The sequence below is a fragment of the Chitinophaga sp. XS-30 genome, from assembly GCF_008086345.1.
Taxonomy (GTDB): Bacteria; Bacteroidota; Bacteroidia; order Chitinophagales; family Chitinophagaceae; genus Chitinophaga.
Map to the genome: position 1 here is coordinate 5,265,407 of NZ_CP043006.1, position 17,398 is coordinate 5,282,804.

The following is a 17,398-nucleotide window of genomic DNA, read 5'->3' on the forward strand; positions in this document are numbered from 1 at the left end:
TTCAGTTGATTCCAGACTAGCTAGTTCCGGCATTGTCGGGACTAGTTTTTTATAGCTAAGGCAATTTTTCCGCCGCTCCGGCTTCGCCCTTGTGATTGATGGCTAATGTATATTGCTTTTCAGCGGGCGGAAGGCACATTTGTTTGGTACAGGCCATGTACTTGATAGTAATGGAAACCGAAGTCGGCTTTTCGGATTTGAGTGTAATCGTTTGCGTGAAGGTCGCACCTTTTGCATAGTATGCCAATGTTTCCCCATCCTTTTGTTCCATACCCTTTTCCTGGATCTCATCCACAAACGCAACATTGTCATTCTCCCCGAAAGTGATCTCCGTGGGCAGTCCCATACCGCCGGAAGCCTGCCGGGGATATATGTGGTATGGCGCTTTCACGGTTGCCTGGAGAATAATCCGGTAAGTGAGCGGGGCAGTCTGTTCAGACCTGAACTCCCAGGATACGGGATAACTGTTTTGCGCTACAGCGAAACCCGCCAGGCAGGTAAATAATACAAACAGTGTAATTGATTTCATTTTTTGATCTATCGTGTTACATAAATTTTCCGGCCTTCCACCCGGAACTTCACCAAACCGGAAGACTCAATTGATTTAAGCACCGCAGCGAGCGGTTTTTGCCTGGAGATCCAGCCACCTGACTCCAGGTTGTCCGGAACAGCGTCATCATAAATAATTTCCATATCATACCACCTGGCGATCTTTCGCATGGCTGCTTTAAACGCAATGTTGTTCAATGCGAAATCACCGTTTTTCCAATCGGTGACGTTATCCGTATCCGTTTGCTGTACTGTTATCCGGCCTGCCTTGTTCAGGGCCTGTTCACCAGGTTTGATCCTCCGTTTGATCCCGCCGGCGCTAACGTCAACGGCGCCTTCCAGTAATGTGGTGGTTACGACCGGCTCATCAGGATAGGCGTTGACATTGAAATGTGTACCTACCACTTCGATCTCCTGGCCATTGCTTTGTACGATGAAAGGATGCTGTTTTTCCTTCGCTACTTCAAAATAGGCTTCCCCTTCCAGCTGTACCACACGCTTTCCGTTGCTGATCAGACCGGAGGAAAAGACCAGGCTGGAGGCTGAATTCAGCCAGACGTCCGAGCCGTCCGGAAGGCGGATCTGATACGTTTCTCCCCGGGCGGTCGACAACTTGTTGACTCCCGCGGATGCCCCTTTGGCCCCTTTCACTTCATAAACCAGGCGCCCACCCGGCGACTTGTGGATTACCACGCCGGCTTCTTCGGCCAACTCGCCGTCGGCGGCTTCCGAAAGCCTGATCTTTTTCCCATTCGATAAGGTCAGCGTGGCGCCGGTAGTACCCGCAGGAATATCTACCTGGTTTTCGGCCCGGGCAACCGGGTCAGCAGTCTGCCTGGCCGTGTACAGCGATATTCCGAGGATGATCACACCAACGGCGGCAGCAGCCACCGCCACGCGCGGCCAAAGCCTGATCCGTCCGGCAGCCGGGACCCGGTGTTCCACAATACGGTTGAAAACCTCATCTGCCCTGTCCTCCGGCAGAAATGCCAACGCATCGTCCGCCAGTTCGTTCCAATGTTCCTCCATCCGCTGATCCAATGCAGCTTCCTGGCTGGTATCCAGGATCACCTGCCGGAACTCCTCCAGCTCTTCAGGGCTCATATTGCTGTCCAGGTATGCCCGGTACAGCGAATTCATCCTATTCGTATCCATATAATGAAATTACGGCCTGATCGGCCCATTTCATTTATAGACACCTGAGCCTGGGGGATCGGGGTACATGAAGCCATAAAATTTCAGATTTTTTTGGGACAAGCGGCGATGTGGGGTATTTTGCCCGCGCGGCCAGGAGATGGCCGTATTCCGGTATGGTGCGATGAAACTATATCAACTTTAATATGATTAAAATTGCCGCTATGTCGGCATGGTCTTTAACATAAGACCTGACAGATCTAAGGGCCCGTTTGACGTGGGTTTGAACAGTCAGCGGGGATAAACCCAGGCGTTCCGCCGCTTCTTCGTATTTGAGTCCCTGTTGCTGGCATAATATATAAACTTCCCTTTGCTGCCTGGGCAATGCATCTATGGCCCTGTTCAGCACCTTGCGTACATCCCTGATCAGGATCTCGTCCTCCATATCATTGGTTTCCTCCCGCCAGTCTTTCCCCAAAGCCTTTTCGATCTTCCCCTCCAAAACCATCCGGCGCAGCACATTTAAAGACCGGTGCTTCGTCAGGGTCCTTAAATAGGCCTCGAGGTTGGCGATCTCCAGCACGCGATCCCCCATTAGCCAAAGCTTCAGAAATACTTCCTGGACCATTTCCTCCGCCTCAGACGCTGAATGCAACAACTGCAATGCATAGGTATAGACCTTCCTGCCATAATTATCGTAAATGACACGGAACGCCTGGTGATCCCGTCCGGCCACGCCGGCTAATAATTCCCTTTCATCGTCTGCAGGGAGAAGACCCATAGCTACCTGATTTCGAATAAATGTACAAATTCGCCGGGAATGATAAACAGGTTTTATGGCTGTTCAACATTTCTGATGCGGTTGTATGCATCGTCCGGAAAGCGCATTTGTCCGATCCCGCCGTTTGGGCAACGCCTCAATGTCGAGGACAATCGTTCCCTTGCCTTTTATTTCCTGCGTTACAAGCGCAATCAGGGGCATTTTCTCCTGCTCATTCATTTTTTATTCTCCGTCATAAACACCCACTTCACATCATTTGTATAGGCAAACGGCTTACCAGGCGCCGGCCTGGTCATGCTGCCCACAAGATCTCCGCTACTATTCCGTATTACGCTCAGCGTAATGAAGGTGCATGCACCCTTTTCATAATCAAAACTCACCCCGTCATCGTCATACAAGGTAAACCTGCCCGGGGCTTTCCCATAATGACGAACGATCAGCTGATCTTTGCTCTCGGGTGTCGGGGCTTGTCTTCTTGCAGCGATCATCGGTATAATACTGCCGTCCATTACAAACAAAGGAATTTTATCGAGCCCCGGCGTAATATTGATTATTTCATGTTCCCCTGCAAATGCCCCGGTATAAAAATCGTACCATTTCCCTTCCGGCAAATGTACCTTCCTGCTTTTTTCTCCGGTGAACATCGGCGCTACCAAAATATTATCGCCCATCATATACTGGTCGTTGATATCTTTTTTTATACTCATCGCGTAGGGATTTTTGGTGCCATCCAGTTTTCCTTCCACGTTTGTTTCTCCGAAATCAAATCCTGTCAGCAGGTTCATGGCCCTGAACGGGGGCTTCCCTTCAAATCTGTATTGGGCAAAGGTGCTATAGATATAAGGGAGCAACTGCATCCGCAGATCAGCTACGTCCTTTACCGCTTTCTCCACTTCGGGAAAGCTCCAGGGTTTTGTGCCATCCGCCCATGCGTTGAGCATGGCCATGGGTGAAAAACAAACCGTTTGCATCCTTCTCACCCACTCTTCAGCGGTTTCCGAAGCCCGTACCTCGGGCGTCCATAATACACCGGAGAAGCTGCTGTTGATCAATGCCGTTATAAAATCCCGATGGCTGTAATAATCATTGTATATGACGTATGGGAAAGCGCTTGCCCCGGCATTGGATGCGCGGATCAGCCCATAAGTCCGCTGATTCCTTTCTTTAAACCACGCCGCCGTCATTTGCTGCAACAGCAATCCATACACCTGCCGCATCTGTTCTCCGGTGTAACCGGATGGAAAGGTAGCCACATCCGGCCACAACCATTTATCATATCCGTCGATCTCGTCAATCTTATACCCGCTAACACCGAGTTCCAGATGATGCCTGAAAAAATGATCTTTGATCAGCTTTCTTGCCTGTGCCAATGTAAAATCCGGAACAATGCCATTCCATACGGTATGGGATCCGGACAGTTTTTTCATACCGGGATAGAGTGAAGCCCTGGGCGATACATATGGATTTAACCATAAGTTGGAACGAATGCCCATTGCGGATAGTTTCTTCAGGAAATCCTGCGGATCGGGAAATCTCTCCTTATCCCATTCAAAGGTACAGGGATAGGACATGCTTTGCCACCCAGGCTCTACCCCGATAAAATCCAGGGGAAAATCATGCTCTTCAAACATTTTTGCTTCGCGGATAATCTCCGCCTGGCTGAACAGGGTAGGCACGCGCTCCGTAAAACCGAGGCCCCATTTGGGTGGAAGGCAACCCCCACCGTTCATCAGATTGTAACGCTGCACGACATGCATGGGCGTAGGGCCGGCAATTACGTACATTTCCAGGCCCTGCGCGGGGATCAATATTTCTACCGCATCCGAGTAAGGCTGGGCGGACCAATCCTTATCGTTATTCCTGTCATATAATCGCGGTGGATGCTTGGTGTTAACGCTAACAGCGGTACCCGCATATACCGTCATGTACCTGGCCACATCAATCAGCACACCGTAACCACCGGAACTCACATAAAAGGGTACTGGCGCATGCGTGCGGCCATTGTCCGCTCCCCCATAATGATCAACATGCAGGTTCAATATCCTGCCCCGCTGGTTGACGGTTTTAAAATTCAATCCAAACCCGAAAATTTTCTCCTCCTGCTGTAAAGGAAACCGGAGATAAATTTTCCCATCCCGCTGCGTAACCGTAATTTCATTTTTATCTAATGGAAATGAAGTAGCCGGCAGTGATGCAAAACCGGCTTCATAGGCTTTTGCCTGCGCGGCTTTCAACAGGCTTATAGGCTCAGGCTCTCCAACAACCGATTTCCATATGCCCGGCTGTACCTGTTTCCATACAACCTTTACCTGGGCATAGCCGGCAGCGCTGATGAACAGTATCAGCAGAAAAGGTATGATCTTCGAAAATATTTTATTCATTGATTCCATTTTCATGTTATTGCAGATGATCTTGTTTTCCGGCAATACATTCACTCAAGTACGCTGATATTGTTATGAGGAAATTTTGCCGGCAAAGGGTATGTCACATTCCCGGTTGCCAGCCATTCCACGGCCCTGATCATGGTAGTTTGAAAACCAATGCAGCGATAAGCAAGGGGATAATTTTCGCCCTGCCATAAATGTCCCATACTGGAATTATACACCCGCCCCTTTCCATATCCGATCAACCAATCCACCGGCCAGTTTTTATCAGTAGCAGTATCGAACGCATATGAAAGCACGGTCAAATTTTCCGCAGGGCCTCTTGCATGCGTATATAGTTCCATGGAGACTGTTCGCCACTGCTCCGGAAAGTCATTGTTGATGGGATGCCGGTTGAGGATCTTTACCAATGCATCAAATCTTTCTCCATGACCCGTATTGCTTCCTTCTCCCGGCGGGATACGGATGATCTTTCCATTCCCGTCTATTTCCAATGCAAAACCTGTTTCTTTAGGCCGCCAGCCCAGCCCGATCATCCTGTCATATTCTTTCCAGTGTGGAAAAGCGTTGTTTGCAGAATGGAGAATGTATAGCCCACCGCCATCTGCCACATATTGCGCCAGCTTCTCCTCCATTCTCCGGGGCCAGCGCAAGGTCTTGTTATGAATATTATTGGTATTCTGTATAACTACACCATAACCGCTGAAATCAGGGTTCCATGCCAGGAGGCTGTCTGTATCAGTTGTTGCAGGCGCAGTGGTCACATCTACGGCAAAAAGCTTTGACTCCTCCAATATCCGTTTGGTTACAAGAGTTGTTTGCTTCCAGTCGTGGTTGCTATATCCATCTACTATCAGTACACGGATCAGTTCTTTATTTTTTTCCTGCCCAGATGTTGCCGTATTCAACATAAAAAACGGCAATAGTATGAGATACTTCCAGAATGACATAAACGTGCTGGATGCCATAATTTTCATATGTTTAAAATTCTTTCCTTAGAAGATATATTCCCTATCCACTTCATACTTTGGTAAGCATTGCCGACAGTCATTTAATGTTTCTTCGTAAAGGCATAAAACTTCACCCAAGCGAACGCCCTCCTGTTATTTATGAAAAAGACCGGACTATTCCGGTGCAACTCCACCGCAGAAAATTACTTACAAATTGATTCTTTTTCTGAAGAATAGCATGTTAATGATAATATCCGATCTGAATTAGTCAATGGAGCATCAAACTGAATGAGCAGGCCGTCAAAGGTCAGCATGACTGACCATTGCCCACGACATGCACGGCCTTACCCCAAGGGTCTGATCCGGCCCCGAAGGCTCCCGTTCCGCCACCCGTATAAACAGTATCCACAGGCAACGTTCATCGCCACCGGCAACCGTAAAAATTGCCACTTAAGCTTCCGCTGAATTTTTACTATGCTGTCTTTTTTTACTGGTAATACTATTCCCCCATTTCAGGATCATCTTTCTATTGCATACACCAAAAACCACATAAGTGAGAAACATGGCTATCCATATTAACAATAATTTTATGCCGGAAACTCCCGAAAAGAATAAGATGATCTGGGTAACGAAACCTGCAATCCAACACAATAACATGATACCTGCGATCACCCCTGCAACGTTTTCAATTTTAGCCGCTTTGTTCAGTTTTCTTAAAATTATAAGCGGCACAAACAGGGCGAATGAGCAAAAGAACATTCCGAAAGCAGCCCAAAGCACTACATATACCGGCTGCTGCTCTATCGTTTCCAAAATGGAAATAAAATCAGAACTGAACGCCATCATATTTTTTTTCACTGGCTGATATTTGCAGAAGCTGTTTTTCCTGGTATCCTAATAGTTTAGCCAGGATCAATGGCGGAAACTCGGCTATACCGATATTGTACATGTTAACGCTTTCGTTATAAAACTCCCTGCGGTCCGCAATGGCATCCTCAATGCCGGAAACCCGCTGCTGCAAAAGCGAAAAATTACTATTGGCCTTTAAATCGGGGTAATTTTCCGATACCGCAAAAATGGATTTTACCATGCGCTCCATTTCATTGGATAACTTTAATCTATCCTCACGATCAGCACTGTTTAAAAAATCGGTCCTTAGCTGCGTCAACCTCGTCAGCATGGTTTCTTCATAATGCATACTTTCCTTCACCACTTTTATCAGATCAGGTATTTCATCAGCACGTTGCTTTAATAGCACATCAATATTGAAAAAAGCCTTATTTACGTTGTTTTTCAGCATGACGAGCCTGTTGTACGCAGCGATAATAACGCTAAACAGACCAACAACCAATAAACCGATAATGATGTAAAAAATAATTGTATGCATAGTTATCGTTTTAATATACAGCATCTGTTATAGTATTCTTTGCCTTGAAAAAGTCAAGGTCTATCCCGAAATCCGGTGTTCCTATATTCAATTTTCCATCTACGATAGTTATAGGAGTAACGAGAATAAGGGAAACCATAAACGCAAAAGCGCAGGAAAAAATCAGGAAAGAATTTAATAACGGCTTAAAGGTATTGTAGTGCGTTATTTTATCCAAAGGGGCAATGGCAAAAACTCCCTTTACGGCTTCGTATTCAAAAACGGGTTGGTTGTTTTCCGCCAGGCCGGCCTTTCCGATAAGCAGCATCTTGTCATTTTCTTTTATAAGAAACTGTGTATATCGCTTTCCACCGGAACTGTACATTTCGTCCTCCGGCACGTATACGAATTCCATCTTTTCCGGGTTTACCTTTATTTTCCCGGTTTCGTCTGAAACATAAAAGGGGTTGCAGGTAATTTCGTCGAAAATAGTGGAGTAGCTTTTGTCACCATCCTTATCCGTACTGATATCTTCTATGCGGTATCTGTACCCGATACATTGCTTCTTGCCAATGGGCGAGCGCATTATTGCTATCCCCTCCAGCACGCCTTCAATTTCCGCCAATCCCATAGCAACGGAACGTATCCTGGAGGTGGGCAAGGTGCGTTGATACTTTAAAAATCTATTTTTATTGCTGGGCAGTATCGCAGCAATCACCGGAACGATAATAATCAGCAACAATACAGCAGAAAACCCGATGTGGTAAAAACTTACAAAAAACAGGGCAACGGCTACAAACCCCGCAACTTTCTTCCATAGCGGTTTAGGCGCAACATGATATCGCTTCCTGAGTTGCTCCCTTTCCTTTTTCTCCTCCCTGGATTTGATAACTCCGGCATAGACCATCCCGGTGAAGGCCAGGATAAAGACCGATATAAATAACAGGAAAAAGACAAGCATCACCAAATGCTTGCCCAATACTCCTGCCAGCAATATCAGCAGCGGGTCAACCACAAAAAACAACCACCCTTTAAAATCCAGTCGAAATAAGGCTGACAGGATGATGGTATGAAAGATGGCAATAAAACAGCTTCCCAGCATCAGAAAGAAAATGCCGGTGTTGGTAACTTCGTTCCGGGTAAAAAAGGCTATAAATTCCTGCATAAATTATGCTATTGCGGACCTGAAAAAGCAACGCCGGTTTTCAGTTTCCTGGTATTGACAATGGCAAGTGCCTTTTTACAATAAGCTCCTAACCGCCAAAACCCACGCAATGGCAGCAAAATTAAAAAAATAGTTCATACAACAAGCGGTAAGGTGTTATTTGCCTGACGATTTGAAAACACGGTGCTCCCCTAATAAAATAATTTTTGTAAAAAATGCAGGCACAGCCATAGCTTTGCCTGCATTACGAACGGAGTATGCAAATTGTTTTCAAGCTTATGATATGCACCCCCTACCTGAAATGCAGAATACCCTCCTGATCTATCCGGGCATCAATATGGGAGATGACCTTTAAATCCTCCATGAAGACGGTGATGGGATGGTTGCGGCTAATAACGCCGCTGAACCGGCGGGACAGGATCGCCGGATTATCAATTACTACCCGGACGCCATACCAGCGGGGTACTACCCGGCTGATCTCTTCGAGACTGGCATCGTTAAAATAGAACAGCCCCTTGCGCCAGCTGAGCACCTGCCGGGCATCAAAAGCAACTTGTGCGATGGGCTCGCCGGCCCGGTACACGGCCTGCTGGCCGGGCGTCAGCCTGCTCTCCCCGGTAGGCGCCTGCATATTGACCGATCCCTCCACCAATGCTACTTTTACGACGCCGGAATCATAAGTATTCACGTTAAATTCGGTGCCGAGCACTTGCACGGTACTATGCGGCAGATGCACAATGAATGGTTTGGCAGCGTCCTTTGCTACCTTCAGGTAAGCTTCTCCGTGAATGGTGATTTCCCGCCTGCGGCCCGTAAAAGACAGCGGAAATTCCAGGCGGGTGGCGGAATTGAGCCAGACTTCAGACCCGTCGGCCAATTGCACCCGGTAATCCAGCCCGACCGGTACAGAAAGGCTGTTCATACCCGCAGGGACCGTACCGCTCTTACCCATCGCATAGGTCAGGACCTTATGATTATTGTTGAGTTGCACGGCGCCGGCGTCAATAGCCCCCTCTTTCCGGGAAAGATCGATGACCTGGCCGTTTGCCAACTGCAATTCGATAGCGGGTTTTGAAGACACTCCGGCCAGGTGCGTCTTCCCGTTTTTGCTGCGCTGTTGCCAGAATATAGCCGCGACCACCAATACGCCGGTGACCATAGCGGCTGCGGCCCATCTTTTTTTATAGAAGGGAATATGCCTGGCTGTTGCCTGTGGCTGCTGCCGCCTTCGGAATTCAGTTGCGAGATCTCTCCAGGCCGGGTTTTCCTTTCGCCGTGCAAACCCTGTCTCCACATCCTCAGCCGGCAGCGACCGGACCAGCTCGTCATATGCCGGGCGGGCATGGGGGTTGGAAAGGAACAAATGCTCCAATGCTGCCTCTTCTTCCCGGGTAAGCGTGCCGGTCAACTTGCCCACTAACAAAAATCTTTCTTCTTCCGTCAATTTGTCCATCATACTATAATGACTATTTCCCGGGGCGGCGTCACTAACCGGTTATCAGATTTTTTTTAAGCTTTCCCGTAACGACTTCAGCGCCCGGGTCATATGGTTGCTGATCGTGGCCGGGGTGATGTTCAGCATGCCTGCGATCTCCGCATAACTCAGCTTTTCAATGTAATGCAGCCGGAATACCCTGGCCGGCATGGGCGGCAATTTGTTTATAGCAGCCTCTATTTCCCGGCGCAGCTCCCGGTTTTCCAGCTGACCATCGAGGGCCACCTTGCCACTCTCCGTATAATCGAACAGCTTTTTGACCTTTTGCCGGTTCTGCTCCTTTTTCAGGATCACCAGGCAGCGATTGCGGACCGCGCGGACAAGGTAGCTGACCAGGCCGGAATGAACGTCCAGGAATAGTTTACCCTCCCAGAAATCGCTGAACAGGTCCTGCACCACGTCCTGGGCCGCGGCCTCATCCTTTAGAAAAGAAAGCGCATAAACGAACAAACGTTCGCGGGTATGCGTATAGAGGATATCGAAAGCATCCAGGTCGGATGCCTTCAGCCGCTCCAATATTGTTTGATAGTTCACCTCTACCCGCTGCACGGTGTTAGCATTTTATAGTCAAATCTGAAATAATAGATGCGTTGACAGTTAAACTGCTTCGCCTGAAACTGTGAAATAGTTAAACGAATGTATCCCTTCCCTGATGGTTATTCCGTGGAATGCGGGGGAGGCAAAACGGCATCCGCCGGTCTTCCCGGACTTTCTCATGTATCGGGATCATAATTTACAATGGAAGAGCCGGCAGGCATATTCAGCGGCAACGAAAAATAAACCTTTTCGCGTTTCCGGAAAAAAATAAAAAAAAATCGAATCCGGTTAGTGACTGCCCATAAGTTTTTAGTCTATTGCTTAGGCAGGTCATCTGAAAGGACCATTTTTATCAACTAAATTGACTGTTATATGATGCATATAGATAGCGCGCCATAGCACGCCAGCAAAGGAAGAAAAGCCCCTCCCCGCCTGGACAGCATTGAAGGGGCATGGTCCGAAACATTTCAGTTCTAAACATCTCAAAACCAAATGCAAGATATGCCAAATATCCTTACAATTTGTATTAACAGGCTGTCGCGCCCGGCCTTTTTAAAAGGGAGCGGAAAGTTCATCATGCAAACAACCACATTCATACTCGGTGCGATTCTCGCAACAGCGCAAGTGCTCCTGGCTGCCCCGGGGCATGCACAGGGGAACGAACAGACCGTCATCTCCCTGGATTATAAGAACACGCCAATACAGCAGGTCTTCACCGCCATCGAAACGAAAGCCGATGTAGTGATCATGTTCGAAAATACCGGTGTGCTGAAGAACGAAAAGGTCACCATCTCCGCAAAGAACAAAAAGGTCGGGGAGATCATGGACGTGCTTTTGAAGGGAAAGGGACTGCAATGGAACATACGCGATAATGTAATACGGGTGGAAAAGCCACAACCAGCCACTATGTTTAACCAGGTAGCGCCTTCTCCTTCCGCCCGGGATACGGTTAAAAAGGATATACTTACCGGCAGGGTAACGGACGACAGCGGTGAATCATTGCCCGGTGCATCTGTTGCCGTAAAAGGCACCGCTGTGAGAACCGTTACCGATGCCGATGGCCATTACCTGTTACCGGGTGTTCCGGCCAACGGCACTATTTTGTTTTCTTTTATTGGAATGATCCCGCAGGAGTTCCCCGTTGGCAGTTCCTCCGTTATGAATGTTAAACTTCAGCAGGCCACAGTAGGGCTGAATGAAGTGGTGGCCATCGGTTACGGCACGCAGAAGAAGATAAATCTGACGGGGGCTGTCGGGAGCGTTTCCGGGAAAGACCTTATGGCGAATGTACCCACCAACACCGTGGCGGCATTACAGGGCCGTCTGCCGGGCGTCACGATCACACAACCATCCGGCCAGCCGGGAGATGAAGGAGTAAGCGTGATCATCAGGGGAATAGGCACCATGAACTACGCCGGCCCCATGATCATTGTTGATGGGCTGGAATCGAGAATGGACAATATTTCCCCGGGCGATATCGAAAGCGTAAGCGTGCTGAAGGACGCGTCTTCCGCCGCCATTTACGGATCGAGGGCTGCCAACGGCGTGATACTGGTCACGACCAAACGTGGAAAAAACGGTGTTTCCGAAATCAACTACCGGGGCTTTGCCGGCTGGCAGGCTACAACCAACCTGCCCGATCATCTTCCCTCCCATGAGTATGCTGAACTATACAATGAAGGTAACAGGAACCAGGGGCTGCCTCCCCGGTATAGTAATGACGATATTGCCAAATACAGATCAGGCACCGATCCCTACAATTTTCCGAATACAGACTGGCTGGGCCTCCTGCTGACGGAATCGGGGTTTACCCAGGACCATAGCCTTTCTTTTGCAGGCGGTAATAATATCACCAGCTACAGGGTGTCATTTGGGTATTTCGATCAGGACGGGCTCATCAAAGGATCTACCCACAAACGCTACAATGCCAGGATAAACCTGGACAGCCGCGTAAAGAAATGGCTGACCCTGGGCACAAATATTTCGCTGTCGAGGAATAACGTGATCTACCCTATTTCGCCCTTCAGCGGCGGTGAAGATTTTTTCAGACAGGCGAACTTTATCCCGCCCACGATAACCAGTAAGAATGCGGATGGCACCTGGAATCGCTATACAGACGGGAATCCTATCGCCTGGGTAGATGCGGGCGGATTCAGGAACGGCACCAACTCCCATTTGCTTGGAAGCGTTTTCGGGGAACTGACCTTGTTGAAAGGCTTGACCCTGAAAGGAGTGGCCGGCGTTAACTACGACCTGGGCGATAATAAAAGACATGTGAAAACGATCAATTATTACAGCAATGGTGTGCATACCGTCCAGGGCCCCAATAGCGTAACGGACAATATTACCCGTCAGCAAACCATCACCTTGCAAAGCCTGCTGAACTATAACAGGAAGTTCGGCAAACATGACGTGAAAGGGTTGCTGGGAGCTTCCCGCGAAGCCTACCAGTTTTTCAGCAACGAGGCATTCCGGATGAACTTTCCATCTAACGACCTGGACCAGCTGAATGGCGGATCAACGGTTGGTATGACGAACGGCGGCTACGCCATCGAGTCCCGCCTGGGGTCAGTGTTTGGAAGGGCTAACTACGAATTTGATAACAGGTATTTATTGGAAGTGAACCTGCGGAGAGATGCTTCCTCCAAGTTTAACCGCGGATACAGGGTAGGCTGGTTCCCCTCGTTCTCCGCCGGCTGGAGAGTGACGGAAGAACATTTCATGCAGGGCATCAGCTGGATCGATAACCTGAAGCTGAGAGGCTCCTGGGGACAACTGGGCAACAATAATATCGGCGACTACAATTATTTCCAAAGGATAAAACTAGGGCAGAACTATAACTTCGGCGGTATTGTTGCAGACGGCGCCGCTACTACCATAGCCGGCAATGCGATCATCAGCTGGGAGAAAACGACCGAGCTGGATATTGGCATCGATATCGATCTTTTCCGCAACAGGCTGCTGTCCATATCCGCCGACTACTACAATCGCTATACAGATGATATCCTTTCTCCCGTTCCGGTTTCAATGATCTTCGGATTGCCCGCGCCTGTTGTCAATGCCGGCGCCATGAGAAATAAAGGCGTCGAGTTATTGCTGGAGCACAATCATGCCATAGGAAATGTGCAATATACCCTATCCCTGAATGGCGCATTCAATGAGAACAAGGTAGAACGATACAGGAATCCCTCCAAAGGAGACCTGATCTACGTGGAGGGCGAACCATGGGGATCTTATTATGGTTACGAGGTAACTGGCATTTATCAGACGGATGCGGAGGCTTCAGCTTCCCCGCATGTTGAGGGGGCGCCCGTAAAGGCCGGCGACCTGATCTTTAAAGACCGCAACAAAGATGGCAAGATCAATGGAGACGACAGGGTTGTGCTGGGCAATACCATTCCCGGGATCACTTATGGAGCCAATATAAACCTGGGGTATAAAGGGTTTGACCTGTCTGCCTTCTTCCAGGGCGCCAGTAAGGTAAGCCGCGTGATAGGCGCTGAATCATTCTGGGCATTCGACCCCAACAATGCGTTGCGCATGCATCTGGACAGGACCATTGTCGAAAACGGGAAAGTGGTTAAAAACGGATACTATCCAAGGATACTGATCACCGAGAAGCACAACCAGGTGATGAGCTCTTTCAGCGTATTGAATGCCTCCTACCTGCGTTTGAAAACTGCCCAGGTAGGGTACACGCTCCCGGCAGCATGGTTAAAGCCGGCGGGCATTACCAGGACCCGGCTATACGCCAGCGGGCAGAACCTGTTGACATTTACAAAATTCCCCTCCAGCTTCGACCCGGAACTTTTATCCGGTTCCGGCAACGGCGCGTATCCACAGGTTAAATTTTATACTGTAGGGATTGACGTAACATTCTAAAACGTACAAGGATGAAAAAGACACTATTGACAATACTTGCGCTTAACCTTACCATGTTATACTCCTGCGGGAACAAGTTCCTTGATGTGAAACCAAGGAACGAACTGACGGATGCGACCTTCTGGAAAACAGAGCAGGATGCAACACTGGCGCTGAATGGCTGTTACCGGTTATGGGAAGCCTATGCGAATATTGTGCTGTTTGACGGCGCCAGCGACAATGCTTATGAAAAATCCAATTTCGGCTTCCAGGTACTGGGCAACGGAACATTAACGGCATCGAACTATCATGTGCTGGGCAGCTGGATCGACTGGTTCCATTTTATGGATGAAAATGGCGGAGGAGACTTTGCTGCATCTGTCAACTGGTACCCTTATACACGCATCCGCAAATACAATAATTTTCTTGCCAATATAGACAGGGTGCCGATGGATGATGCGAAAAAGGCACAATACAAAAGTGAAGTGAGATTCCTGCGGGCATACGACTATTTCTGGAAAGTAATGTTGCATGGAGATGTGCCGCTGGTTACAAAAGTGATCAACGCAACGGACGAGCTGCCCAGGGACCCTGCCGAAAAAGTAAAGCAGTTCGTGCTTGACGAGCTGTCCGCTATTATCAGCGAAGGCGCATTGCCGGTCCAGAATACTATTGACTCAAAAGGGCATGTTACCAAAGGCGCGGCATTGGCGTTGAAGGCCAGGCTGGAACTGGTAATGGGAAATTATGCCGCTGCCATGGCCGATGCCAAAGCGGTAATTGATATGCCCTGTTACGAGCTGTTCCCGAATTACCGGGACCTGTTCCTGGAAAAAAGCGAGGGGATCAACAAAGAAGCGATCCTGAACGTGCAATATATTGTGAATGATTATGAACAATCGCTCACACAGCTGAACCTTCCTGCCGGAGATGGCGGCTGGTCTGCCCTCAATGCCACTAAAAGCATGGTGGACGCCTATGAATGCAGCAACGGAAAACCTATTACCGACCCAACATCCGGTTATGACATCGATGATCCTTTCAGGAACCGCGATCCCAGGATGGAAATGTCCCTCCTGCATCCGGGGCAGTTATGGAAAGGGCGTTATTATAATACGCTGGACCAGTTCATGCCGGACGGCAGCCCTAACCCGGATTATAACAGGAACGAGCCCGCGGCCCGGTCAGGTATGAATGTCATCAAATACATCAACAGTCTTGCCGATAGCCCGGGTGGCTGGCCTCCCAATTTTGGCGGTGATATTATGGTGATCCGCCTGGCGGAAATGTATCTCACCTATGCGGAGGCCGCAGTGGAAACCAATACCAATACCGCTGCTGCACTTGACTATGTCAATGCCGTCAGAACAAGAAGCGGTCATATCAAGGCAACGGCTTTGACAAGGGCACTGGTGCGGAACGAACGGAGGGTGGAACTGGCCTTTGAAGGGCTCCGGTACCTGGATATCATGCGCTGGGACCTTGGGCCACAGGTGCTGAACGGCCCTTTATACGGCAGCCGCAGGGGAACGATGGACTTTACGGACGGCAGCATCACCTGGGTGGGAAACGGGTACGAAGTGAACGATGTGAACTACATCAAGCTTGAAACGCGTACGTTCCACCCGGTAAGAAAGTACCTGTTTCCCATACCACAGGCGGAAATGGATGCCAACTCAAAGATGGTGCAAAACCCCGGGTATTAAATGATGCGTTGCCTGCTGACAGCCGCCCTGCTCATTTTTTCATGCCTGCATGCACGGGCACAGGAAGGGAAAGGCGTGTATAAGAACCGTACCTTCTTTCACCTGGAACCTTACTGGGATAGCGCGAAAGTATGCAGCAATCCGCATAAGGGCTGGTTTATCCATTACTATGACAATAGTATTTCCAATTACGGCGATCGTTTGGCGGCAAACGATTCCCTGCCTGATTTCCCCGGGTTGAATGATATCTATCTGAGGCTGGCCTGGTGTTATCTCGAACCGGAAGAGGGCGTGTACAACTGGGAGCTGATGGATTCCGTTATCAACAGGTGGACCGGCTGGGGGCATACCATTTCTTTCCGCATCACCTGCAAGGAAACTAACGGGCCTCCTTATGCCACACCCGCATGGGTGGAAAAAGCCGGGGCCAAAGGTAAAATGATGCAGGACGGCAAAGCCTGGGCGCCGGATTACGGAGATCCTGTGTTCCTGGAAAAGCTGGAGAACTTTCATAAAGCCTTTGCTGCAAGATATGATGGCAAACGCTGGGTGGAATATATCGACATTGGCAGCATCGGTGAATGGGGAGAAGGGCATACCGCTTTCTCGGGCTGGGAGGATGTACCGGTGGCGGTTGTGAAGCGGCATATTGACATGTACAAGAGATGCTATAAAAGATCTGTGCTGCTGATCAGCGATGACTTTATCGGGCAGCGGGATGCGGACGATGGCGCAGATTATGAAATATATCATTATTGCCTGCAAAAGGGCATCGGGTTCCGGGACGACAGCGGCAATGTGAAATGGTACAGGGAGCTGGGGTTTGGCCCCTCCTGCATACGCAGCCCCGAGCTATATAGCAAAGTGTACAGGAAGATCCCCGTGGTGCTGGAATCCGATCATTACAGCGACGCAGTGAAATACGGCATGTGGAAGGATGGCGCCGGATTTGAAAAGGCCATACACGAAACGCACGCCACTTATATAGGGTTTCACCATTATCCCAGGGAGTGGCTCCTGGAAAATAAAGTGCTGGCAGGGAAGCTGGCTAACCTGAGCGGGTATTGGTATTTCCCGAAGTTCGCGATGATGCCGGATACCTTCCGGGTGCATTCCCGCCGCAACTACTTAAGGATGACCTGGGAGAACCATGGTGTAGCGCCGGCCTATCACCGGTACAAGCTTTCCGTGCAACTGATCAATAAGCAAACCGGCAGGTCCTTCCGGCAGGATTTGCCTGAATCTGACAACAGAACATGGCTGCCCCGCGAAATAGTAGCCGAGCAATATAAAATTGATATCAGTAAAGACATGGACAAGGGGAAGTATGAGCTGTTGATAAACATGCGCGATGCATGCGGATTTCATAACAGGGATATTCAACTGCCCCTTAAAAAGGAACGCGAAACAGTATCGGGCTGGTACAAACTCGGTGAAGTGACGGTAAACTGATCTGGTAACGGATTTTCC

The 17,398-nt window shown here is 49.1% G+C and carries 13 protein-coding genes; 3 read left to right on the forward strand and 10 right to left on the reverse strand.

Translation table 11 applies throughout. From position 1 onward, the window contains the following. Positions 1 to 55: 55 nt before the first annotated feature. The 10 genes from FW415_RS21180 to FW415_RS21225 all read right to left on the reverse strand — a co-directional run bounded on the left by FW415_RS21180 (position 56) and on the right by FW415_RS21225 (position 10,373). On the reverse strand, positions 56 to 529 hold the full coding sequence (locus FW415_RS21180) for a protein-disulfide reductase DsbD domain-containing protein (RefSeq protein ID WP_148389015.1): 474 nt from the start codon (positions 527 to 529) through the stop codon (positions 56 to 58). An 8-nt stretch (positions 530 to 537) separates the two neighbouring features. Further along, the gene (locus FW415_RS21185; RefSeq protein WP_148389017.1) at positions 538 to 1,704 is read right to left on the reverse strand and encodes a FecR domain-containing protein; all 1,167 of its coding nucleotides are present in this window, start codon (positions 1,702 to 1,704) and stop codon (positions 538 to 540) included. A gap of 169 nt (positions 1,705 to 1,873) precedes the next feature. After that, entirely contained in the window at positions 1,874 to 2,464 is a 591-nt protein-coding gene (locus FW415_RS21190; RefSeq protein ID WP_148389019.1) for an RNA polymerase sigma-70 factor, read from the reverse strand. Positions 2,465 to 2,679: 215 nt separating this feature from the next. Further along, positions 2,680 to 4,845: a TIM-barrel domain-containing protein gene (locus FW415_RS21195; RefSeq protein WP_210420759.1), complete on the reverse strand. Its 2,166-nt coding sequence runs from the start codon at positions 4,843 to 4,845 to the stop codon at positions 2,680 to 2,682. A gap of 50 nt (positions 4,846 to 4,895) precedes the next feature. After that, positions 4,896 to 5,759 carry a ThuA domain-containing protein gene (locus FW415_RS21200; protein WP_168208925.1) on the reverse strand — a complete coding sequence of 288 codons (864 nt, stop codon included), beginning with the start codon at positions 5,757 to 5,759 and terminating at the stop codon, positions 4,896 to 4,898. A 489-nt stretch (positions 5,760 to 6,248) separates the two neighbouring features. Continuing rightward, a complete protein-coding gene (locus tag FW415_RS21205) occupies positions 6,249 to 6,644 on the reverse strand; it encodes a hypothetical protein (protein ID WP_168208926.1) in 396 nt (131 codons plus the stop codon). After that, positions 6,625 to 7,185 (reverse strand): LemA family protein, encoded by a 561-nt coding sequence (locus FW415_RS21210; protein WP_148389026.1) that lies wholly within the window; start codon positions 7,183 to 7,185, stop codon positions 6,625 to 6,627. Before FW415_RS21210 ends, FW415_RS21205 begins: the two co-directional genes overlap by 20 nt. A 10-nt stretch (positions 7,186 to 7,195) precedes the next feature. Next, positions 7,196 to 8,329: a hypothetical protein gene (locus tag FW415_RS21215; protein WP_148389028.1), complete on the reverse strand. Its 1,134-nt coding sequence runs from the start codon at positions 8,327 to 8,329 to the stop codon at positions 7,196 to 7,198. Positions 8,330 to 8,621: 292 nt separating this feature from the next. Continuing rightward, positions 8,622 to 9,785, reverse strand: coding sequence for a FecR family protein (locus tag FW415_RS21220; protein ID WP_148389030.1), 1,164 nt, complete (start codon positions 9,783 to 9,785; stop codon positions 8,622 to 8,624). A gap of 42 nt (positions 9,786 to 9,827) precedes the next feature. Beyond that, positions 9,828 to 10,373 (reverse strand): RNA polymerase sigma-70 factor, encoded by a 546-nt coding sequence (locus FW415_RS21225; RefSeq protein WP_148389032.1) that lies wholly within the window; start codon positions 10,371 to 10,373, stop codon positions 9,828 to 9,830. A gap of 564 nt (positions 10,374 to 10,937) precedes the next feature. Between FW415_RS21225 and FW415_RS21230 the strand changes: the two genes are divergently transcribed. The 3 genes from FW415_RS21230 to FW415_RS21240 are packed head-to-tail and all read left to right on the forward strand — an operon-like array spanning position 10,938 to position 17,380. Beyond that, the gene (locus FW415_RS21230; protein WP_168208927.1) at positions 10,938 to 14,243 is read left to right on the forward strand and encodes a SusC/RagA family TonB-linked outer membrane protein; all 3,306 of its coding nucleotides are present in this window, start codon (positions 10,938 to 10,940) and stop codon (positions 14,241 to 14,243) included. Between the two features lie 11 nt (positions 14,244 to 14,254). Next, positions 14,255 to 15,928, forward strand: coding sequence for a RagB/SusD family nutrient uptake outer membrane protein (locus tag FW415_RS21235; protein WP_148389036.1), 1,674 nt, complete (start codon positions 14,255 to 14,257; stop codon positions 15,926 to 15,928). Beyond that, on the forward strand, positions 15,929 to 17,380 hold the full coding sequence (locus FW415_RS21240; RefSeq protein ID WP_148389038.1) for a DUF4832 domain-containing protein: 1,452 nt from the start codon (positions 15,929 to 15,931) through the stop codon (positions 17,378 to 17,380). It abuts the gene before it with no gap. The last annotated feature ends 18 nt before the right edge of the window (positions 17,381 to 17,398 follow it).

What these genes read in the sequence shown, in the direction of transcription:
- FW415_RS21205 (WP_168208926.1), bottom strand. Translation starts at nt 6,644, where the DNA reads ATGATGGCGTTCAGTTCTGATTTTATTTCCATTTTGGAAACGATAGAG.
- FW415_RS21185 (WP_148389017.1), bottom strand. Translation starts at nt 1,704, where the DNA reads ATGGATACGAATAGGATGAATTCGCTGTACCGGGCATACCTGGACAGC.
- FW415_RS21200 (WP_168208925.1), bottom strand. Translation starts at nt 5,759, where the DNA reads ATGTTGAATACGGCAACATCTGGGCAGGAAAAAAATAAAGAACTGATC.
- FW415_RS21180 (WP_148389015.1), bottom strand. Translation starts at nt 529, where the DNA reads ATGAAATCAATTACACTGTTTGTATTATTTACCTGCCTGGCGGGTTTC.
- FW415_RS21230 (WP_168208927.1), top strand. Translation starts at nt 10,938, where the DNA reads ATGCAAACAACCACATTCATACTCGGTGCGATTCTCGCAACAGCGCAA.
- FW415_RS21220 (WP_148389030.1), bottom strand. Translation starts at nt 9,785, where the DNA reads ATGATGGACAAATTGACGGAAGAAGAAAGATTTTTGTTAGTGGGCAAG.
- FW415_RS21235 (WP_148389036.1), top strand. Translation starts at nt 14,255, where the DNA reads ATGAAAAAGACACTATTGACAATACTTGCGCTTAACCTTACCATGTTA.
- FW415_RS21190 (WP_148389019.1), bottom strand. Translation starts at nt 2,464, where the DNA reads ATGGGTCTTCTCCCTGCAGACGATGAAAGGGAATTATTAGCCGGCGTG.
- FW415_RS21210 (WP_148389026.1), bottom strand. Translation starts at nt 7,185, where the DNA reads ATGCATACAATTATTTTTTACATCATTATCGGTTTATTGGTTGTTGGT.
- FW415_RS21195 (WP_210420759.1), bottom strand. Translation starts at nt 4,845, where the DNA reads ATGAATAAAATATTTTCGAAGATCATACCTTTTCTGCTGATACTGTTC.
- FW415_RS21240 (WP_148389038.1), top strand. Translation starts at nt 15,929, where the DNA reads ATGATGCGTTGCCTGCTGACAGCCGCCCTGCTCATTTTTTCATGCCTG.
- FW415_RS21215 (WP_148389028.1), bottom strand. Translation starts at nt 8,329, where the DNA reads ATGCAGGAATTTATAGCCTTTTTTACCCGGAACGAAGTTACCAACACC.